The organism is Syntrophomonas wolfei subsp. wolfei str. Goettingen G311, assembly GCF_000014725.1.
GTDB lineage: Bacteria > Bacillota > Syntrophomonadia > Syntrophomonadales > Syntrophomonadaceae > Syntrophomonas > Syntrophomonas wolfei.
In genome coordinates this window covers 2,083,107-2,101,473 of the sequence record NC_008346.1, presented here as the reverse complement: position 1 = coordinate 2,101,473, position 18,367 = coordinate 2,083,107, and the positions used below count along the sequence as shown (strand labels likewise).

The window sequence follows — 18,367 nt, the reverse complement described above, 5'->3', positions numbered from 1 at the left end:
CCAAGCAGGGGGCGCTCCGCCTTATACTATATATATTACCGGTATACCATTGAGCTTTTGCTCCAGGAGCTCCTTCAGGTATTCTTCGGCCTGCAAGCGGATATCGGAGCGATAGCAGTATTTTCCCCGTCCTCGCCCGGTCATAAGGGATTTGTCATACAATTTGACCGCATTAGGAAATGCTTCGGCATTAATTGCCCGGTGGATATAGCTGTAAGTCATAAAAATGATTTCTAGGAACAATTCCCTTTTTAGTTTATCCGGCAGTTCGTCAGCCAACTGCTCAATGAGTTGCGAATAAAGCTCTTGCCAGTTATCCAGCAATACTACCGGTGCTATCAAAATCCCCACCTTATAGCCTGCATCATGCATTTGCTGCAGGGCCCGGATTCGGCCCGTCAAGGAGGAGGTACCGAACTCCAGCCTTTGAATAATCGGTGGAGGATTGACACTCATGCGCATTATGGTTCTGCCTCCATGATTCAATGGGAGCAGAGCTTCTACCATGTCGAACTTGGTGGGAAAAGTTATAAAACCTTTTTTACTTCCGGCGAAATTCTCTATGGTCCATTCCAGATTCCCGCTTATGCTGTTCTCTAAAAGCAGGTCGCTGTTGCTGCCGATCTCAAAGGTTAAATCCCCGGGTGAACGATTGGCAGTTTTCATTAATTTATCCAGCATTTGCTCGCGGTTGACAAAAAGCCGTAAATAGGAGCATTTATTATAATTGCATACCAAATAGCAATAAAGACACATGGCGCTGCAGCCCGATGAGGTATAGGGCACCAGAAAATCCGAGACTTTATGATTGGGAGTATATTTTAAACTCTTGCGTACTCCCAGGATCAAATAGCGTTTCATGTGCACAAATTCTTTATTGGGATTCTTGCGCAATTCTTCGATATTATTATGGTTTTCGATAGCTATCCAGGGTATATGGGCAAATTTTTCTTGCAGTTGCTTCCCCAATTCGTAATGCAAAACCGGGGGCTCATAAAAAATCTTTTCCGGAAACAAGCCACCACCTCCTGGAAGTATTATTTCAAGCGGCAGTGCTTCATATACTGAATGTCAAACCTGATACCAGAAAGAACGAAATCGCTAAACCAAACAAACTGGTATAAAGTATATTTTTTTTATTATGATTGAATGGAAATCATTAAAGGGGATTGTAGAAAAATTGACACTTTCAGGCTCCTAATATAATTTTTTAAACTAACCCCGGTCGGGGGCCATAACCACCAATGAAAAATGAATCAAAGCCAAAGCAAGCAAGGAAGTTGGCTCCGATTAACTACAATCAGCGTATAATAAAGACGCTACTTACCGGGATAAGGCCGGGAAAAAGGCATCGGGTTATACAGCCACATTTACCGAAACCCGTAAAAACCAAAATAATGTTCAGATTATAGTATCCTCAAATGAATAGATATCATTCCAGTTAGGTAAAGTTAACTGTCGCTGGTAAATGGCTTAAGCGTAATACATAGGAAAAGAGGATATATAGATATTTCGGAGAAAGATGTATGTAATGGATTATTGCGGAAGATATGAGGTGATTAAAAGTAGTTTCGGTCGGTACTACTTTCAGTAATGGGATAGTACTGGTACAATTGACTTGGAAAAAACGATTAATGTACTAAAGGAAGCTGAACAGATTCTAAATAAAGCTACGAGTATCTAATTATAGACCTATATAAATTTATAACTTGTTGGTGCTATATAATATAATCATAGAAACCTATGCAGTAATATTCTTAACCAGGCAAAGGGGGTTATGGTCATAGTAAATACGATTCGTGAAAAGACTATAGTTAAGCCCGGGGGGGTGGTTGAAATTCGTTCAGGGGAATTACCTGTTGGGGTTACGGTTGAAGTAACTATAGTAGTCGAACGCGATAATACACAATCGGTACCCCGGTCGTTAATTAATTTTATTGGATCTGCTAAAGGATGTTTCTTATCTCCCCGGGAGGCAGATGAGTTTATCAGGGGAGAGCGTGACGCATGGGATTAATAAATAGAATGATGGGTCAACGCATATATCTGGATACCAATATTTTCATTTACGCTCTAGAAGGGTATGCGGAATATCTGGAGTTTCTAACTGAATTGTTTAAAGAAATCGAACAGGGGACTGTTAAAGCAGTAAGTAGCGAGTTGACTTTAGCAGAGATACTGGTTAAACCTATCATGGAGCAAAACCATAAGGCCCAGGATATTTATCAGGAAGCCTTGCGAACATCAAATGGACTGGAGATAGTGCCAGTTAGCCGTGAAATACTGATAGAAGCAGCAAGGATAAGGGCTCAGTCTGGGCATAAATTACCCGATGCTATTCATTTGGGTACAGCATATATGAACAAGTGTACTGTTTTTCTAACTAATGATAAAAGAATTAAAGGTATTGCTGATATATCAAGAGTCTTAATAGATGAACTGGTTAAAAGTGATTTTAAAGACCAATGATAGAACGGGAACAGATAAAGTGTAGTTTGGAAAAGGAATTGTCGAAGAATAGAACATAATATACTGGGGATAGCATACCGAGGTATCATTACCTGTTTTACCATCCCCTAATTCTCTTATTTAAATTCTCCTAAGCCGTAAATCCTACCACTATCTGGCGGTTGGCTGGTTCAATCTCCTCCAGGGCGGCTTTTATATGCTGTTGCTTGATTAATATTTTATCTGATTGCGAGTTTTCAACTGCCATTTTTAATACCATAGTACAGAGTTCTACGGTCATGGCCCCGGTCAGGCGTGTTCGCGCTGGTATGACCGGGGCAAAATCTTTAAAATCGCGAGGAAAGTTGCCCAGGCGTTTTTCCAATAATAAGGCTATCTTATCAAACGCCAAGTTCACCCAGGTAGATTTTGATGTCTATGCTTCCAGGGCGGTCTACAATAGCTTGCTCCAGTACTTCCAGGCGGTTAATACTCATAATCACCAGTACCCCATCGTTTTCCTCCAAACCATCCAGCCGCGCCATTATATCAGCCAGGGCAAAATCGAAGCTTGTTCCAGGTTGAATAATTCAAAATAGGATAAGGTCAGTTCCTGCTCGATAATATTTAACTTATACATATGTTTGTCCCCCTTTCAAGGACCAATAATCATCTGGGGTAAACAGCGCCACTATTTCCCCAACTTGATTATAGTGCCTGGTAGGGGACACTAATGTGACCAGATAGAGGTGGAATGAAAGAATTATAAATTCTTTAAGGTTTCGGTAATGGTATTAATAGTGTCAATGATAATACTTCGTTGAGCTTTATGCCTGCAGTCCTCGGAGTCTAAGCACTATGAATCTTCTTTATGAAGTTCTACAGAGCGAACCTGGTTTTTTCTGTCGAAATTTATTATTAAGACTTGTCGGTTGGTGGTAGCCAAAAACCGGTAACATTCGTTGTACATGGTAAACTGCAGGTAAGCACGAGGGCTTCCGATTTCATCTTTGCCATAAATAGCTACCAGAAAAACAATTATAGCCATTGGTTCATTAATGGTATTTTCGATACCAGGCATTGGAATATTATTGTTGTTAATATTGTTTGTAAATCCCCATTTATGAATATATAATTGGTATACAATCTAATTTAATTCGCTGTATAAATATTGGCTTTACATATAATTGTTATTTTTCTGATTGATTAATATACGAGGCGAAAAGATAAACTGCCTTGATAATGAAGAGAAGGGTGGGGAGTTTATGTTTGGCTATGCCGGAAAAATGCTGGAAGTTAATCTGAGTACTCAAAAAATAAAGACAAGAAAGCTCGAACCGGACCTTGCCAGGGACTATATAGGCGGGATCGGATTTAATGCCCGGATCTTATATGATGAGATACCCGCAGGCGCTGACCCCCTTGGCCCTGACAATGTTTTGGTATTCAGTGTCGGCTGTTTAGTCGGAACACCGTTTCCAACCGCCTCGCGCATGGAAGTCTCAGCCAAATCCCCGGCAAGCAACGGATTTGGATCATCAAACTCCGGCGCCTTTTTAGGCCTTCGCTTGAAATGTGCCGGTTATGACGGGATGATTATCAAAGGCCAGGCGCAAAAACCGGTATACCTTTTAATCGAAGAAGACACGATCGAAATCAAAGAAGCTTCTTTCATATGGGGAAAAGATGCATGGGAGAGTATAGATCTGCTTAAAGCTCGACACTATGGAGCCGAAATTATGTTAATCGGTCAGGCCGGGGAAAACCTGGTGCGTTTTGCCAGTATTGAAAACGGATATTATGATGGATTTGGGCGTACCGGGATGGGGGCGGTCATGGGTTCCAAAAAGCTAAAGGCAGTAGTTGTTAGAGGGTCAAAACCAATAGTACCCGCTGATCCCCAAGGGGTCTTGGAGTTAAGCGCCAAAGGGCAAAAGTTAATAAAATCGGCATCTTCTTACCAGGCATTTTGTGCTTATGGGACCATGAATGCCACCATTCCCTACGGTGGATTTAATGCTTTATCAGTACACAATTATTCCCGGGGGACTTTACCGGATTGGAAGCAAAAAGCCGGGCGTCAAATAGTAGATATATACGGCAGCCGGCATATTGCCTGTCAATCATGCATCATTGCCTGTGGGCATTTGGCAGAAATAAACGAAGGCAAATACGCAGGTACGCTGGTAAAGGATATGGAGATTACCCCCACTGTATCTTATTCGTCAAATGTCGGTCTGAGTACGGAGGCTTCCATCAAATCCAGCGAGCTGTGCCAGCGTTACGGTATCGATATGTCCAGCTCAGGAAGTGTAATTGCTTTTGCCATGGAACTCTATCAAAAAGGTATCATCAACAAGGATGATGTGGGTTACGAGCTGGCTTTCGGGGATGATGACGCTGCCTTTGCCTTGCTCAGGGATATATCTTTGCGGCAGGGAATCGGGGATATTCTGGCAGAAGGAGTAAAAAGGGCAGCAGAACACTGGCCGGGAGCGGATGATTATGCTATTCATGTCAAGGGAGTGGAGGTACCCATGATCGATCCTCGTGGGCGCTGGTCAACCTGGACCTTAGGCATGCTTACCAATATTCGGGGCGGGGACCATCTACGCTGTCGCAATCCGGTTGAAAATTTGCGTTATAATGAAAACCTTTATCATTACCAAAAAGAGAGATTTGGATTTAAGAAGCCTATGTATGACCGCCTGGATATGCCTGAAAATTTAAAATCCGCAGCCATAGACCTGGAAAGTGATACGGTTGATATTGCCATTATGTCCAAATGGGCGGAAGACCTGATTAATCTATACAACTCGGTCGGTATATGTATTCGACCACCGATAATGGAAACTATAGGACCCACACTTCTGGCCGAGATATATACTTGTATGACCGGGATACCTATGAGTCCGGATGAACTGATGATGGGTTCGGAAAGAGCCTGGAATCTTATGAAACTATTTAACATCCGGCATGGAGAAGTTGCCGGTGACAGCAAGTTCCCGCGCCGCTTTTACCGTGAACTCCAGTCCGGCAATATTGTGGATGAAGATAAAGTGCAGGCTGTTTTGGAGCAATACTGGCAGGCCCGGGGCTGGGACCCTGGCACTGGTCATCCTTTGCCGGAAACAGAAAAAAGACTCGGTATTTAATCCATACCCCGTGATAAGTGATTTGCGATTAGCTGGTGGAGGAGATAGTATGAAGCAGAAAAGATTATATCACAATACTTCGCTTTGCGATGGCTGCGGCCTTTGCCAGTTGGTTTGCGCACTTGAGCACTGTGGGCAGTGGAATCATTATCAAAGTCGTATCAAAATTATTAATGATATGGAAAGAGAAGCTTTCTATGCCGTGTGCTGCACCCAATGTGAGGAAGCGCCATGCATTTTGACTTGCCTGATGAACACCATTTACAAGCAACCGGGCAGTGATATAACTGTTCGTGATTTATATCACTGCATAGGATGTCGTGCTTGTGAATTAGCTTGCCCGTTTGACGCAGCAGTATTCGATGTCATTAAGGAAAAAGTGGTTAATTGTGATTTGTGTGGAGGAAGACCGCTATGTGTTGAATATTGCCCCAAGCAGGCCTTGACTTATGACTACCCGGGAGATCAAGCAGATAAAAAGCGCAATCAGGCAGCTTTGCAAAGGTTTGGAACCTCCTTGCTTGAGGTCTTTAAGTTTTCCGGGAAGGAGGATTAGGTGTTTTGCGTATAATCATTATCGGCAATGGTGCAGCCGGCAATCAGGCGGCCCAGACCATACAGAATTACGATCCGGAAGCCGAAATTACCATATTGGGCGCTGAATCAATACCCTTTTATTCCGCATGTGCCTTGCCCGATTATCTGGCCGGTTGGATCAAACGCGACCAGCTTTTCCTTAGAAGTTCGTTAGATCGACACCGGGTTGAAATACGCCTGGGTCAGGCGGTTGAGGATATCAAACCTGATCGTCAGGCAGTAAGCGCAGGTGGAGAGTTGCTGTTATATGACCGCTTAATCATAGCTTCCGGCAGCCGGCCGGTACTGCCGAATATTCCTGGAACAGGGCTGCCCGGTAATTTTGTCATTAAATCTGTTTACGATATTGACCGAATTCTCTCTTACAACCCCAGGCGCATTGCGGTAATCGGATCAGGAAACATTGGTATTGAAGCGGCTGAGGCGCTTGCATCCAGGGGATGTCAGGTAAGCATTATCGAGATGATGCCCCGCATAATGCCGCGTTTATTTGATCAGCAACCGGCCATGCTAATAAGAAATATATTAGAGGAAAACGGCATTGAGATACACACCGGGGAAAAAGCCCGGGAAGTAATTGGCAAAAATAGAGTTGAAGGACTGATTACCGACTGCCGTAGAATTAGTTGCGATGCTGTCATCTGGGCGGCCGGCGTTCGTCAGAATACGGAACTGGCCAGAGCAGCGGGAATAGAAATAGGTGGCCTGGGAGGCATAAAGGTGGATTCGCAAATGAAAACCAGCCATCCTGCAATATATGCCTGCGGAGATTGCGTTGAGACCTCGGATCTGCTTACCGGCAAACCCGCTTTGTGTTTGCTGTGGTCTTGCGCGAAAGCTCAGGCAGAAATCGCGGCGCGAAACTGCCTTGGGGAGGAGATTGTTTACCCGGGAGCGCTCAAGCTAATTGCTGAAGAAGCATATGGGAAGCCATGCATGGCTGCCGGCCTGCTGGAAGAAGAACTGGACAGAACAGGGCTAAAGATTATTGAGAAAGAGACGGAGAATGCTTACCATCGTATCTTGATCAAGAACGAGCGAATAATGGGTATTCAAGCAGTTGGCAGCATGGAAGCTATGGGGCCTCTACTTTACTTCATGAAAAAAATGATTAGGCCATCCGAGATAAAACGGATTGTAAACAGCCCTGCGCTGTTGAAGAATATGCCGTGGATGCTGGCGATAGACAAATATCTGCAATAAAAATGGAGGAGGTTGGGAAATGGATACACGAGGGATTTTTATTGATTATTATAAATGTGTGGGCTGTGGAACCTGTGAGATGGTGTGCTCATTAGTCCACGAAAATGCCTGTTCCCCGGCCCTTTCTCGAATCAGGATAGTCCGTTACCGCCGGGAAGCATTAAATGTCCCGGTTACCTGTGCCTTTTGTGAAAAACCGCCCTGTTTGGACGTGTGCCCGGTGGGGGCAATAACTAAAAACCATGAGACTGGCGATGTCAGCATTCGAGCCGAACTTTGCATTGGTTGCCGCCAATGTTCTCAGGCTTGCCCGTTTGGACATATGAATTTTAATGCAGCGAAGGGTATAGCTTTTAAGTGCGATCTCTGCGGAGGCGATCCTCAGTGTGTTAAGTTCTGCTGGACTGGTGCCATTGAGTATGTGGACAGCGAAATTGCAGTGGATATTAAACGTAGCGGTTTTGCAGACAGTGTAAGGCAACAACACGAAAAGTAGAAGATAATCCTCATATAAATCAGATTTAATTTAACGCCTTTCGTCTTTTTCACCAAAGTAGACGCCATATATCGAATGTAGAATAAGTGTCCTCTTGTTACCTTGCAGAATTCATTTTTCAACTATATGAGCTGACTACATATCTAGTTATTACTGCATCCTACCAGGCTAATTACTCATTACCAGAGCTAAAAAAAAGATACTTTTGCCACGCTACCAAAATTAATCAGAAAGTGGATATTATTTGGAAGGCCTTAATATGCAATGTGATATATGTGCTATTGGCTGCGAGGTATTTGATGGAGACATATGGACTAGGTTAAATAGCGTGGTAGGTTTGCCAAGTTTATGTTGAATCAGAAAAATTATGTTTGATTTGATAGAGTTACGTTGGATTTTTGAAAAGTATTATTAATCCAGTTATAAAATTTAGCAGGAAGTTTTATTTAAGAGTCGAATATAAAATATTTAATGAGGATTGTTTGTTAATCCAATATAAAAACTCAACATGCTTTCAAGAGCTTAACTCCGAGCTATCCCGCCTAAAGCGAAATGCCATGGTGGCTTAGCCGTTAGGGTAAACAGGGAAACAGGTTTGCCTCCATCATGAGGAAAGGAGCGGTATTATATTTATATCACGCTTTTCCATACTAACCCCCTACGGCCACAACCTTAGGGGAAGCGCGATTTTTATTTCTTGTCGTTAAACCTTGGAAAGGGGTTCGGCGGTGAAAGTATCAAGCATTGCCGGGTTTCCGCAAAGGAATCTGGTTAAGCCTGATATTTATGCCCAAAATGGGGCCCTGAATCAAGGAGAAGTTGCCTTATAGTTCAATTCCAAATTATCTTGGAAGGCACCCCCTGTTTCAGTGTGGGGGTTTTTTTGTTGCCTAAAAAAATGGAAGGAGTGATGATGGTGGATTTGGTAAAACTCATCATTAACGGAAAGGAGGTAGAGGCTCCGGCAGGAAGTACCATTCTACAAGCAGCTGAACTGGCTGGTATCGAGATACCCAGATTGTGCTATGATAAGGATCTTAGCCCCCTGGGCGCTTGCCGCTTGTGCGTGGTGGAAGTAAAAGGCAACCGCCTGTTGCCGGCATCTTGCGTAACACCGGTGTTCCAGGGAATGGAAGTCGAGACTGAATCGCCAGCAGTAGTAGAAGCGCGCAAGACGATCCTTGAATTATTGATTGCCAACCATCCCTTGGATTGCTTGACCTGTGAAAAAGCAGGTGCCTGCAAGCTGCAAGATTATTGCTATCGTTATGGGATTAAGGGAAGTCCCTTTGTCGGCCAAAAGCATGCCTATGCGATCGACGATAGTAATCCCTTCATAGTAAGAGATCTGAACAAGTGCATTTTATGCGGTGCCTGTGTCAGGGCTTGTGAAGAGCTGACCGGTGCGGATAACCTGTCTTATTTGAAGCGGGGCTTCCACCGCAAGGCAACCACCGCCGGGGATGTCGACTACATCGATTCCGATTGCGTATTCTGCGGGCAGTGTGTAGCCGTATGCCCAACCGGGGCATTGACCGAGAAGACCATGGTAGGTCAGGGACGTCGCTGGGATATTGAACGGGTTAGAACCACCTGCCCATTCTGCGGCACCGGATGTAATTTCGATCTGGCGGTCAAAGACGGAAAGGTAATAGGCGTCCTGTCAAATCCGGATGCGCCCGTAAATCAACGCAGCCTGTGCGTTAAAGGACGCTTTGGCTGGGACTTCATCTATAACGAAAATCGGCTGACTACTCCGTTGATCAAGAAGAATGGAGAATTTGAACCTGCTTCCTGGGATGAGGCTTTTAGCTTAATTGCTACGCGTTTTAAAGAGATCAAGGAAAAATACGGCCCCGATTCTTTTGCGGCTTTGAGTTCGGCTCGCTGTACCAATGAGGAAAACTTCCTGGTCAGCAAGTTCAGCCGTGCCGTAATGGGGACCAATAATGTTGACCATTGCGCTCGTACCTGACACGCGCCCACCGTGGCCGGTCTGGCCACTACTTTTGGAAGCGGCGCTATGACAAACCCGATCAGTGATATTACCAACGAGGTTGAGCTCATGTTCCTGATTGGAACCAATCCTACCGAAGCTCATCCGGTAATTGGTTATAAGATGCGACAGGCGGCCCGCCGGGGCGCTAAATTGGTAGTATGTGACCCACGCCATATCGACCTGGTTGACGAAGCCGACTATTGGCTGCGTGTGAAACCGGGTACTGATATACCTCTCCTGAATGGCTTAATGCACATTATTATCAAGGAAGGCCTTGAAGACAAGACATTCATAGAAGAACGCACCGAGAACTATGAAGAACTCAAGGCTATTGTGGAGTCCTACACTCCGGAACGGGTTTCCGAGCTTACCGGCATCTCGGTGGATGACCTGTACGCCGTGGCCCGCCTCTACGCTACCACCGATAAGGCCATGATTTTCTACACCCTGGGTATTACCGAGCATATCTGTGGAACCCGCAATGTTATGAGTTGTGCCAACCTGGCTATGTTGACCGGACACCTGGGCCGCCCGGGAACCGGAGTCTGCCCGCAGCGCGGCCAGAACAACGTTCAGGGTGCCTGCGATATGGGCGCACTGCCCAATGTGTATTCAGGCTATCAGGCCGTAGGTGTGGATGCAGTGCGGGAAAAACACGAAAAGGCCTGGAAAGCGAGCCTGTCAGCTAAAGTAGGTCTCAAGATTCCAGAAATGTTTGGAGCGGCTCATGAAGGCAAAGTTAAAGCCATGTATATTCTGGGCGAAAATCCGGTTTTGACTGATCCAGATGCCAATCACATCAGAGGTGCTTTAGAAAAACTGGAATTCCTGGTGGTTCAGGAACTGTTCCTTACCGAAACTGCCGCTTATGCGGATGTAATTCTGCCGGCGGCCAGTTTTGCCGAGTGCGATGGTACCTTTACCAATACCGAGCGGCGCGTCCAAAGGGTTCGCAAGGCAATTGAACCTATCCCCGGTCAGGCCAACTGGCAGACCATTTGTCAGATGTTTGTTGCTATGGGCTATCCCGTGAATTATAACAGCCCCAAGGAGATATGGGATGAGATGGCTTCCCTTTCGCCCTCCATGGCGGGCATCAATTTTGAGAGAATAGACCAGGAGAACAGCCTGCAGTGGCCCTGCCCCAGCTTAGACCATCCTGGTACCCCGGTTCTGCATGTTGGCAAATTTACCCGCGGTCTCGGTCTGTTCCAGCCTTCCGAGCATATACCGCCAGGTGAAATACCCGATGCGGAATACCCGTACCTACTCTCCACCGGCAGAATACTGCAGCATTATAATGTAACCACTCCGTATTCCAAAGGCATCAGCAGCATTTGGGACAAGGAGATGTCGGAACTCAACCCGGTTGATGCCGATAAATTGGGCGTGGTAACTGGCGACCAGGTTAAAGTCACCTCCCGTCGTGGAGAAGCGATAACTCAAATCAAAGTAACCGATAGAGTGTTGCCAGGGGTGATATGGATGTCCTTCCATTATAATGCTACCCCGACCAATGCCCTAACCAGCCATCACCTGGATCCGATTACTGGAACCGGTGAGTATAAAGTGTGTGCAGTAAAGCTCGAAAAGGTATAGGAGGCCAGTTAAACAGCGGCCGTATTCGAGATGGTTTTGCCAAAATCATCCGCAAAAGGACGTTAATATTTGTATGTAAATAGAATCTAGTCCAAATCCAATAAGGTTGGAGGTGAATGAGCAATGGCAGATTACAGAGAAATTATCAGCGCCTATAAAGAAGTTCCCGGCGGTATTATCGAAGCATATCATGCAGTGCAAAAAGAATACAGCTATATTCCTGAGGACGCGGTGGTTTATGCGGCTCAAGTGTTTGATATACCCGAGGCCAAGGCTTACGGAGTTGCTACTTTCTATTCCTATTTGAAGGTTGGCCCCCGGGGCAAAAATGTCATTCGTATTTGTGAAAGCGCACCCTGCCATATCGCGGGTGCTGATAAGGTTGTGGCTGCTCTGGAAAAGGAATTGGGTATCAAAATGGGGGAAACCACCCCTGATGGCAAATTCACTCTGGAATTTGCTGAGTGTGTAGGGCAATGCCAGGCCACACCGGTTATAACAATCAACAGTCAACCGTATGGGGATGTAACAGCTGATAAAATTGCTGCCATCCTCACAGAGTACAAGTAAAGAGGGGAGGGTAAAAAATGGCCGAGGAAATGCGCATAGTACTGCGCAATTACGGCAAAGTTGATCCGTTGAACATCGATAGTTACACCCAGGTGGGCGGATATCAGGCCTTAGCCAAAGCTAAGAGCATGAGCCAGACAGATCTGATTGAAGAGGTTAAGAAATCAGGATTACGGGGCCGTGGCGGCGCCGGATTTAACACTGGTATGAAATGGAGTTTTTCCTATGGCGTAAAGGCCGATCAGAAATACGTTATTTGCAATGCCGATGAGGGTGAGCCGGGAACTTATAAAGACCGGATTATCATGGAGAATGATCCGCAGAGCGTCCTGGAAGGGATGGCTATTTGTGGGTATGCAATAGGAGCCAATAAGGGCTATATCTACTGCCGGGGCGAGTACCCCTACGTAGTGGAAATCCTCAATAAAGCCATAGCCCAGGCCAGTGAAAAGGGCCTTCTGGGCGACTTCAATATCGAAGTACGCATGGGAGCCGGGGCCTATGTGTGTGGCGAAGAAAGCGCACTTATTGAGTCTATAGAAGGGCACCGGGGTGAACCCCGCTTCAAGCCCCCATTTCCACCGGTTATCGGTTTGTGGGGCAAGCCCACTATTGTCAACAATGTAGAAACCTTTGCTAATATTCCCGCCATTGTTGACAAGGGCGCGGATTGGTACAAAGGCATTGGCGCGGCGGGCTATCCGGGAACCAAAGTCATGACCTTGACGGGAGATATTGTCAACCGCACTGTTATTGAAGTGCCTACTAATACCACCATCCGGCAGGTATTGGACGATTTTGGCGGAGGAATTACCGGTGGCAAAAAATTCAAGGCGGTGCAAATTGGAGGAACATCTGGCGGATTCATACCCGAATCACTGCTCGACACCCCGATCGACTTTGATTCCATGTCAGCCATTGGCGCTACCCTGGGGTCAGGAGCCTTCTTCGTGATGGACGAGACCCGGGATATAGTGGATGTAATTGATCGCATAAGCAAGTTCTTTGCTCATGAATCGTGCGGCAAGTGTACTCCCTGCCGGGAGGGAACTCAGCGCATGCATGAAATGCTGCACCGGGTGAAAAACGGCGGGGCAGTTGCCGGCGATCTAGATTATATGGAGAGACTGGGAAGCGTTATGTCCAAAGCCTGCTTGTGCGGTTTGGGACAGGCGGCTCCGGCTCCAGTGCTAACAACCTTAAAGCATTTTAGAAACGATTATACAGCCAAGTTCAATTAATGCTCTATAATCCCAGATTATGTTTAATTTGTACCGGGGGCCAAAAACCCCCGGTACATAATCTTGTGCTATAAGTTCGGGCAATAAAAATGATTAATGAGAAAAGTAAGGAGTGAGGGGTAAGGAGTGAGGGGTAAGGAGCGCTGATGCTTGTGTCTTAATCTACGACTAATTTAGCTTTAACCATGACTGGTTCTTCTCCCGACCTTTTATGCACATCTAACAGTAAAGGAATATTTCCCGTATTAATATCTTTTCGGTTTACCGGCAGGGCGTAGGCATGGCCCTGTTCAATAATCATTTCTCCTCGGTGCAGGCTACGACCCGACTTTAAATGTTCAATGGGGCTGGCCAGCTCTATATTAAACCAATCCCCTTTATACAATAACTCTCCTTTTAACTTAAGCAGGGCCGGTTTTACCAGAGCTTCAAACAATATTCCGGCTGCAGAGGGGCTGCCGGACAGATTGAAAATAAGTTTGCCATCGATAAGGGCGGCTGAAGTATTTTTGCCAGGAAAGACGTTTATACCTTTGAAAAGAAGCTGGGCATTCAAATACTCGAACGCGTTGCGAACCAGGTCGAAAAGGCCGTTGCCGGTCCCCCCGCTGATTATTATCATATCAGAGACCCGTGCCGCCTTTTTTATGGCAGCTATAATGGTGTGCAGGTCATCATTAATTACTGAAGGCGACAGCGATGGTAAAGCTCTGCTGCTGGTTATTTTGCATGCTAATAGGCTCCGATTGCTGCAATATATGCATCCTGTTTTGATGGGGGACCCGGGTAAAAGCAACTCATTTCCCGTGTCTATAATATATACACGAGGCACTTGGTATACCGGCACCCTTTCTATGCCACAGGCGGCTACTCTTTCCAGGATTTCCGCTTTTAAAACCTGCCCTTTGGCTGCAACTCTATCTCCAGCCATTAATTCATGGCCGGCTCTTCGAATATTTTCACCCCGCCGCGGCCTGACGCTGACAATTATATAGTTTTCATTTATTATTTCAACGTCCTCTTGTTTGATAACGGCAACGCTGCCTTCTGGAAGCAAAGCCCCGGTCATAATTCTGCAGGTTTCCCCGGGCCTTATTGGCCTGTTTTCAATTGAACCAGCTCCGATTATAGAAGCTACTCTCAAACGCAACGATCGTCCGGTTTGCAGTCTTTTGAGATCAGTCTTACCAATCGTATAGCCATCCATTGCCGAACGGTCAAAAGTGGGTATATTAATAAAGCTTGCTATATCGTCCGCGGCTACCCGCATATAGGCATCATCGATGTGCAGGTACTCGGTGTCCAGGGCTTGAATGCTTTCGCAACTTAAATCAACAGCTTTATCCAAACTAACAGCTTCTAATGTCTTATCATCAACCAACTGTAGTCTACTCATAAATAACCTACCTCATATCGCGATATCGCGCATTTCCTTTGTTGATAACGAGGTGAAATATATCCCCCTAAGCGGTCGGGTTCTAATCTCCCACCTCATTGCAGCGGTGTGTTGAAACTGCTCCGCAGTTTCTTCGATGCTTTAAAACCCTCAGTATATATTTCTTTATTTATTATACATCCATTGTGGTAAATTGTTAGGCTTAATATGAAATAATTATGTTTAATTTTTTTAGTGACAAAATAATAGCATTATGTTATATTGTGTTTGAGATAGTCGGATGTATATAGCAGACGGTATATTATTATGTGTGTGGTTGGCGTATGATTAAGACAATTGTATAGCTCCAAGCCTTTAGACCTAAAGCAAAGCCATGGTTTCTAGGCCTGTGGGTATAGTTGGAAACGATTGTGCCTCCCCGTATTTTTGGAAAGGAGCCTAAAAAGCCTGGTTAAGAGCAGGTAGTACTTGCTGGGCCATATTGGGCATAAAATCCAAATATTTTTTTATGCCCCTGGCCTTTGCTGGAGGCATTTTTGTTTATCCCATAAATGCAATCAGGTACTCTGGCAAAAGAGTATCTGCTGGTAGTAGTAGTTTTTAAGGGAGGTAGAGATTGGTTATGAAATTTACTCGTCGTGGTTTCCTGAAGCTTTCAGGTCTCTCCGTTGCCGTAGTTGCTTCCGGCTTGGGGTTTGACTTGGAAGCAACTGCCGCACACGGGCACGCACTGAAGCTGGCAGGATGCACAAAGATACCCAGCATCTGTCACTTCTGCTCAGGTGGATGCGGGCTTCTCCTGCATATTAAGGACGGAAAACTGGTCCACCTCGATGGGAACCCGGACAATCCCATCAATGAAGGTACTCTTTGCCCCAAGGCGGCCAGCCTGGCACAGGTGGCCTATTCTCCAGAACGTCCGAAAAATCCGCTGTATCGTGCTCCGGGTTCTGACAAATTCGTGGATATTTCCTGGGAAGAGGCTTATGATCGCATTGCCAAGAAAATCAAGGAAGTCAGAGATAAGACCTGGACGAGCACCGAGGAGATTACAAATGCCAAAACCGGCGCCAAAGAAACCGTAACCGTGAACCGGGCGGAAGGCATTTGTATGATAGGTTCGGCCGAGGTTGATAATGAGGAAAGCTACCTGCTTTCCAAACTTGCCCGCCTGATCGGGACACCATTCCACGAACACCAGGCCCGTATCTGACACGCGCCCACGGTGGCTAGTTTGTCACCTTCATTTGGACGCGGCGCCATGACCAACTCCTGGCAGGATATGCAGAACTCCGAGTGTTTCTTGATCGCAGGCAGCAACTGTGCGGAATGCCATCCCATTGCTATGAAATGGGTTAACCGCGCCCGGGCGAAAGGCGCCAAGGTTATTGTTGTCGACCCGCGCTTTACGCGCACCGCATCCCAGGCGGATATCTTCGCTCAGATCCGTCCCGGAACCGATATTGCTTACCTGGGTGCAATGATCAATTATTATATTGAAAATAGGCTTTATGATGAATTCTATGTTTTAAATTTTACCAATGCGCTTAATAAGATAAGCAAGGATTATCAATTCAATGACGGCCTTTTTTCTGGTTTCAATCCTGAAACCAGGAAGTATGATTATGCCAGCTGGGCCTATCAACTGGATGCCGAGGGTAAACCGGTAAAGGCAGACAGCCTGGATGATCCGGATTGTGTTTTCCAAAAACTCAAAACCCACTATTCCAGATATACCTTTGATGCAGCTTCAAAAATTACCGGAATACCGGTTGCTAAAATTAAGCTGATAGCCGATACTTTCGCTGCAGCCAAACCCGGCAACATCTTTTACGCCCTGGGCATGACCCAACACACCACCGGGGTGCAGGGTATTCGTTGCTATGCAATCATCCAGCTGCTCCTGGGCAATGTGGGCAAAGCCGGCGGCGGCATCCAGGCCCTGCGCGGCGAGCCCAATGTTCAAGGTTCTACCGATATGGCCAACCTGAACGCCAACCTGCCGGGATATTTACCTTATCCCACCAATGCCGAGAAAACTCTGCAGGATTATGTGGCGAAAAACGGTTCAGTTCAGCATAAACCGCTGGTAGCCCTGCTCAAAGCCTGGTTTGGTAATAACGCCACTCCCGAAAACGAATACGGGTATCAGTGGCTGCCCAAGAACAACCCAGCAAATATGCCTATTCAACCCCAGTTCTTTAGTAAAATGGAAGAAGGGCAGTTTAAGCTTCTCCTCAACTGGGGCTCCAACTCCACGGTTTCCATCCCGGACAGAAAACTGGTGTCCAGAGGTCTGTCCAAACTGGAAATGCTGGTAGTGGCTGACATATTTAACACCGAAACCGCCCAGTTCTGGAAAGAAGAAGGATTAAATCCGGCCAAGATTCCGACTGAGGTAATCTTCCTGCCGGCGGCTTTCGTTTATGAAAAGGCCGGCAGCATGACCAATTCTTCCCGCCTTATTCAGTGGAAGGAAGTGGCATTAAAACCCCTCAATGACTGTCACCCGGATTTGGATATGCTGGATCACATCTTTAAGAGAGTGCGCACCCTTTATGCCGGAAGCAATGACCCCAAGGATGAACCAATTTTAAAAGCCAACTGGGATTATGGCGAGCACGAAGCGAGTGCTTTAAAGGTGCTTCAGGAATTGAACGGTTATAATGACGCAACCGGCAAGCTCACCGCTTCTCTGGGTGAATATCTGGCGGCACCGGTCGGTACGATTTCCACCGGATGCTGGATATATGCAGGGGTAACTCCGGATGTAGACAAAAACCTGGCAGACCGCCGGGGCAATGCAGACCCCACCGGTTTGGGGCTTAACAAAGACTATGCTTTTGCCTGGCCGGGCAATATTCGCGTTCTCTATAATCGGGCTTCTTGCGATGCCCAAGGACAGCCGGTTGATTCCAGACGCAAGCTGATCTGGTGGGATCCTATCCAGAATCTCTGGGTCGGAAATGACGGTCCCGATGTGGTTGACAAAACCAAAGGACCTGACACTCCTGAAGGGAAACAGGCTTTCCGTATGAATCCAGAAGGCGTAGGACGCTTATTCGCAGCTACTTATAAGAGCGGCACATTTGCTACTCCACCAGAAGGTATTGCGGCTGTTCCGATTCGTGGAGCAGGCATGACGATTGATGGACCTATGCCGGAGTTCTATGAGCCGATTGAAAGCCCAGTGGCCAATCTTCTGCATCCCGCGGTGCAGAACAATCCCTGTGCTAAGATTGTCTCAAAAGAGTTTGGCAATCCGGATGAATATCCCCATGTCCTTACCACCTATGGGGTTGTCGAGCACTTCTGCGCCGGGGCGATTACCCGCAACATTCCCTGGCTGAATGAGATTGCACCTGAGCCTTATGCTGAAATAAGCAAAAACCTGGCCAAACAGATTGGCGTTAAAGAAGGGGATAAAGTCGAAGTTTCTTCTGCCCGCGGCAGTTTAGTAGTGCGTGCCCTGGTGACCGACCGTATTCAAACTCTAAAAATTAACGGTAAAGATCAGGAGACCATCGGTATGCCGTGGAGCTGGGGCTTTGCCAGCTTGAATCCCGGCCCCAGTACTAATAATGTGACAATGAACGCATGCGATCCCGGAGCTGGTACTCCTGAGTATAAATGCTGTCTTGTCAACATAAGGAGGGCTTAACG

15 protein-coding genes and 2 riboswitches are annotated in these 18,367 nt (G+C 46.3%); of the genes, 10 read left to right on the top strand and 5 right to left on the bottom strand.

Going from position 1 to position 18,367, the window contains the following annotated elements:
* Positions 1–21: 21 nt before the first annotated feature.
* A complete protein-coding gene (locus tag SWOL_RS09505) occupies positions 22–1,017 on the bottom strand; it encodes an SPL family radical SAM protein (RefSeq protein ID WP_011641231.1) in 996 nt (331 codons plus the stop codon).
* A 760-nt stretch (positions 1,018–1,777) separates the two neighbouring features.
* Between SWOL_RS09505 and SWOL_RS09500 the strand changes: the two genes are divergently transcribed.
* Both SWOL_RS09500 and SWOL_RS09495 read left to right on the top strand, forming a co-directional pair.
* A complete protein-coding gene (locus SWOL_RS09500; RefSeq protein ID WP_207635284.1) occupies positions 1,778–2,017 on the top strand; it encodes a hypothetical protein in 240 nt (79 codons plus the stop codon).
* The gene (locus tag SWOL_RS09495; RefSeq protein ID WP_011641230.1) at positions 2,008–2,469 is read left to right on the top strand and encodes a type II toxin-antitoxin system VapC family toxin; all 462 of its coding nucleotides are present in this window, start codon (positions 2,008–2,010) and stop codon (positions 2,467–2,469) included. Before SWOL_RS09500 ends, SWOL_RS09495 begins: the two co-directional genes overlap by 10 nt.
* Positions 2,470–2,599: 130 nt before the next feature.
* On the opposite strand, the gene SWOL_RS09490 is transcribed toward SWOL_RS09495, so the two are convergent.
* The 3 genes from SWOL_RS09490 to SWOL_RS09485 all read right to left on the bottom strand — a co-directional run bounded on the left by SWOL_RS09490 (position 2,600) and on the right by SWOL_RS09485 (position 3,529).
* Entirely contained in the window at positions 2,600–2,860 is a 261-nt protein-coding gene (locus SWOL_RS09490; protein WP_041427513.1) for a hypothetical protein, read from the bottom strand.
* Positions 2,850–2,993 carry a hypothetical protein gene (locus SWOL_RS14380; RefSeq protein ID WP_155814192.1) on the bottom strand — a complete coding sequence of 48 codons (144 nt, stop codon included), beginning with the start codon at positions 2,991–2,993 and terminating at the stop codon, positions 2,850–2,852. Before SWOL_RS14380 ends, SWOL_RS09490 begins: the two co-directional genes overlap by 11 nt.
* Positions 2,994–3,304: 311 nt before the next feature.
* A complete protein-coding gene (locus tag SWOL_RS09485; protein ID WP_041427512.1) occupies positions 3,305–3,529 on the bottom strand; it encodes a hypothetical protein in 225 nt (74 codons plus the stop codon).
* Between the two features lie 184 nt (positions 3,530–3,713).
* Here SWOL_RS09485 and SWOL_RS09480 point away from each other — a divergent pair, with 184 nt between their 5' ends.
* The 7 genes from SWOL_RS09480 to nuoF all read left to right on the top strand — a co-directional run bounded on the left by SWOL_RS09480 (position 3,714) and on the right by nuoF (position 13,308).
* Positions 3,714–5,603 carry an aldehyde ferredoxin oxidoreductase family protein gene (locus SWOL_RS09480; RefSeq protein WP_011641228.1) on the top strand — a complete coding sequence of 630 codons (1,890 nt, stop codon included), beginning with the start codon at positions 3,714–3,716 and terminating at the stop codon, positions 5,601–5,603.
* A gap of 49 nt (positions 5,604–5,652) precedes the next feature.
* Positions 5,653–6,159 carry a 4Fe-4S dicluster domain-containing protein gene (locus SWOL_RS09475; RefSeq protein ID WP_011641227.1) on the top strand — a complete coding sequence of 169 codons (507 nt, stop codon included), beginning with the start codon at positions 5,653–5,655 and terminating at the stop codon, positions 6,157–6,159.
* Positions 6,160–6,164: 5 nt separating this feature from the next.
* Positions 6,165–7,403, top strand: coding sequence for an NAD(P)/FAD-dependent oxidoreductase (locus tag SWOL_RS09470; RefSeq protein ID WP_011641226.1), 1,239 nt, complete (start codon positions 6,165–6,167; stop codon positions 7,401–7,403).
* A gap of 19 nt (positions 7,404–7,422) precedes the next feature.
* The gene (locus tag SWOL_RS09465) at positions 7,423–7,899 is read left to right on the top strand and encodes a 4Fe-4S dicluster domain-containing protein (protein WP_011641225.1); all 477 of its coding nucleotides are present in this window, start codon (positions 7,423–7,425) and stop codon (positions 7,897–7,899) included.
* A 514-nt stretch (positions 7,900–8,413) separates the two neighbouring features.
* A riboswitch (molybdenum cofactor riboswitch) is annotated at positions 8,414–8,534 on the top strand.
* 281 nt (positions 8,535–8,815) lie between these two features.
* Complete coding sequence (gene fdhF, locus SWOL_RS14055) at positions 8,816–11,497, top strand: formate dehydrogenase subunit alpha (RefSeq protein ID WP_081424893.1); 2,682 nt, start codon at positions 8,816–8,818, stop codon at positions 11,495–11,497.
* 123 nt (positions 11,498–11,620) lie between these two features.
* Positions 11,621–12,067 (top strand): NADH-quinone oxidoreductase subunit NuoE, encoded by a 447-nt coding sequence (gene nuoE / locus SWOL_RS09450; RefSeq protein ID WP_011641222.1) that lies wholly within the window; start codon positions 11,621–11,623, stop codon positions 12,065–12,067.
* Between the two features lie 17 nt (positions 12,068–12,084).
* Positions 12,085–13,308, top strand: a complete 1,224-nt coding sequence (gene nuoF, locus SWOL_RS09445) for an NADH-quinone oxidoreductase subunit NuoF (protein WP_011641221.1) — start codon at positions 12,085–12,087, stop codon at positions 13,306–13,308.
* A 157-nt stretch (positions 13,309–13,465) separates the two neighbouring features.
* Here nuoF and SWOL_RS09440 read toward each other — a convergent pair whose 3' ends face one another.
* The gene (locus SWOL_RS09440; RefSeq protein WP_011641220.1) at positions 13,466–14,704 is read right to left on the bottom strand and encodes a molybdopterin molybdotransferase MoeA; all 1,239 of its coding nucleotides are present in this window, start codon (positions 14,702–14,704) and stop codon (positions 13,466–13,468) included.
* Positions 14,705–15,036: 332 nt separating this feature from the next.
* Positions 15,037–15,157, top strand: a riboswitch (molybdenum cofactor riboswitch).
* Between the two features lie 169 nt (positions 15,158–15,326).
* On the opposite strand from SWOL_RS09440, the gene fdnG reads away from it, so the two are divergent.
* On the top strand, positions 15,327–18,365 hold the full coding sequence (gene fdnG / locus SWOL_RS09430; RefSeq protein ID WP_081424892.1) for a formate dehydrogenase-N subunit alpha: 3,039 nt from the start codon (positions 15,327–15,329) through the stop codon (positions 18,363–18,365).
* Positions 18,366–18,367: the final 2 nt, after the last annotated feature.

What these genes read in the sequence shown, in the direction of transcription:
- SWOL_RS09500 (WP_207635284.1), top strand. Translation starts at nt 1,778, where the DNA reads ATGGTCATAGTAAATACGATTCGTGAAAAGACTATAGTTAAGCCCGGG.
- SWOL_RS09495 (WP_011641230.1), top strand. Translation starts at nt 2,008, where the DNA reads ATGGGATTAATAAATAGAATGATGGGTCAACGCATATATCTGGATACC.
- SWOL_RS14380 (WP_155814192.1), bottom strand. Translation starts at nt 2,993, where the DNA reads ATGGCGCGGCTGGATGGTTTGGAGGAAAACGATGGGGTACTGGTGATT.
- SWOL_RS09485 (WP_041427512.1), bottom strand. Translation starts at nt 3,529, where the DNA reads ATGCCTGGTATCGAAAATACCATTAATGAACCAATGGCTATAATTGTT.
- SWOL_RS09480 (WP_011641228.1), top strand. Translation starts at nt 3,714, where the DNA reads ATGTTTGGCTATGCCGGAAAAATGCTGGAAGTTAATCTGAGTACTCAA.
- SWOL_RS09475 (WP_011641227.1), top strand. Translation starts at nt 5,653, where the DNA reads ATGAAGCAGAAAAGATTATATCACAATACTTCGCTTTGCGATGGCTGC.
- SWOL_RS09465 (WP_011641225.1), top strand. Translation starts at nt 7,423, where the DNA reads ATGGATACACGAGGGATTTTTATTGATTATTATAAATGTGTGGGCTGT.
- nuoE (WP_011641222.1), top strand. Translation starts at nt 11,621, where the DNA reads ATGGCAGATTACAGAGAAATTATCAGCGCCTATAAAGAAGTTCCCGGC.
- nuoF (WP_011641221.1), top strand. Translation starts at nt 12,085, where the DNA reads ATGGCCGAGGAAATGCGCATAGTACTGCGCAATTACGGCAAAGTTGAT.
- SWOL_RS09440 (WP_011641220.1), bottom strand. Translation starts at nt 14,704, where the DNA reads ATGAGTAGACTACAGTTGGTTGATGATAAGACATTAGAAGCTGTTAGT.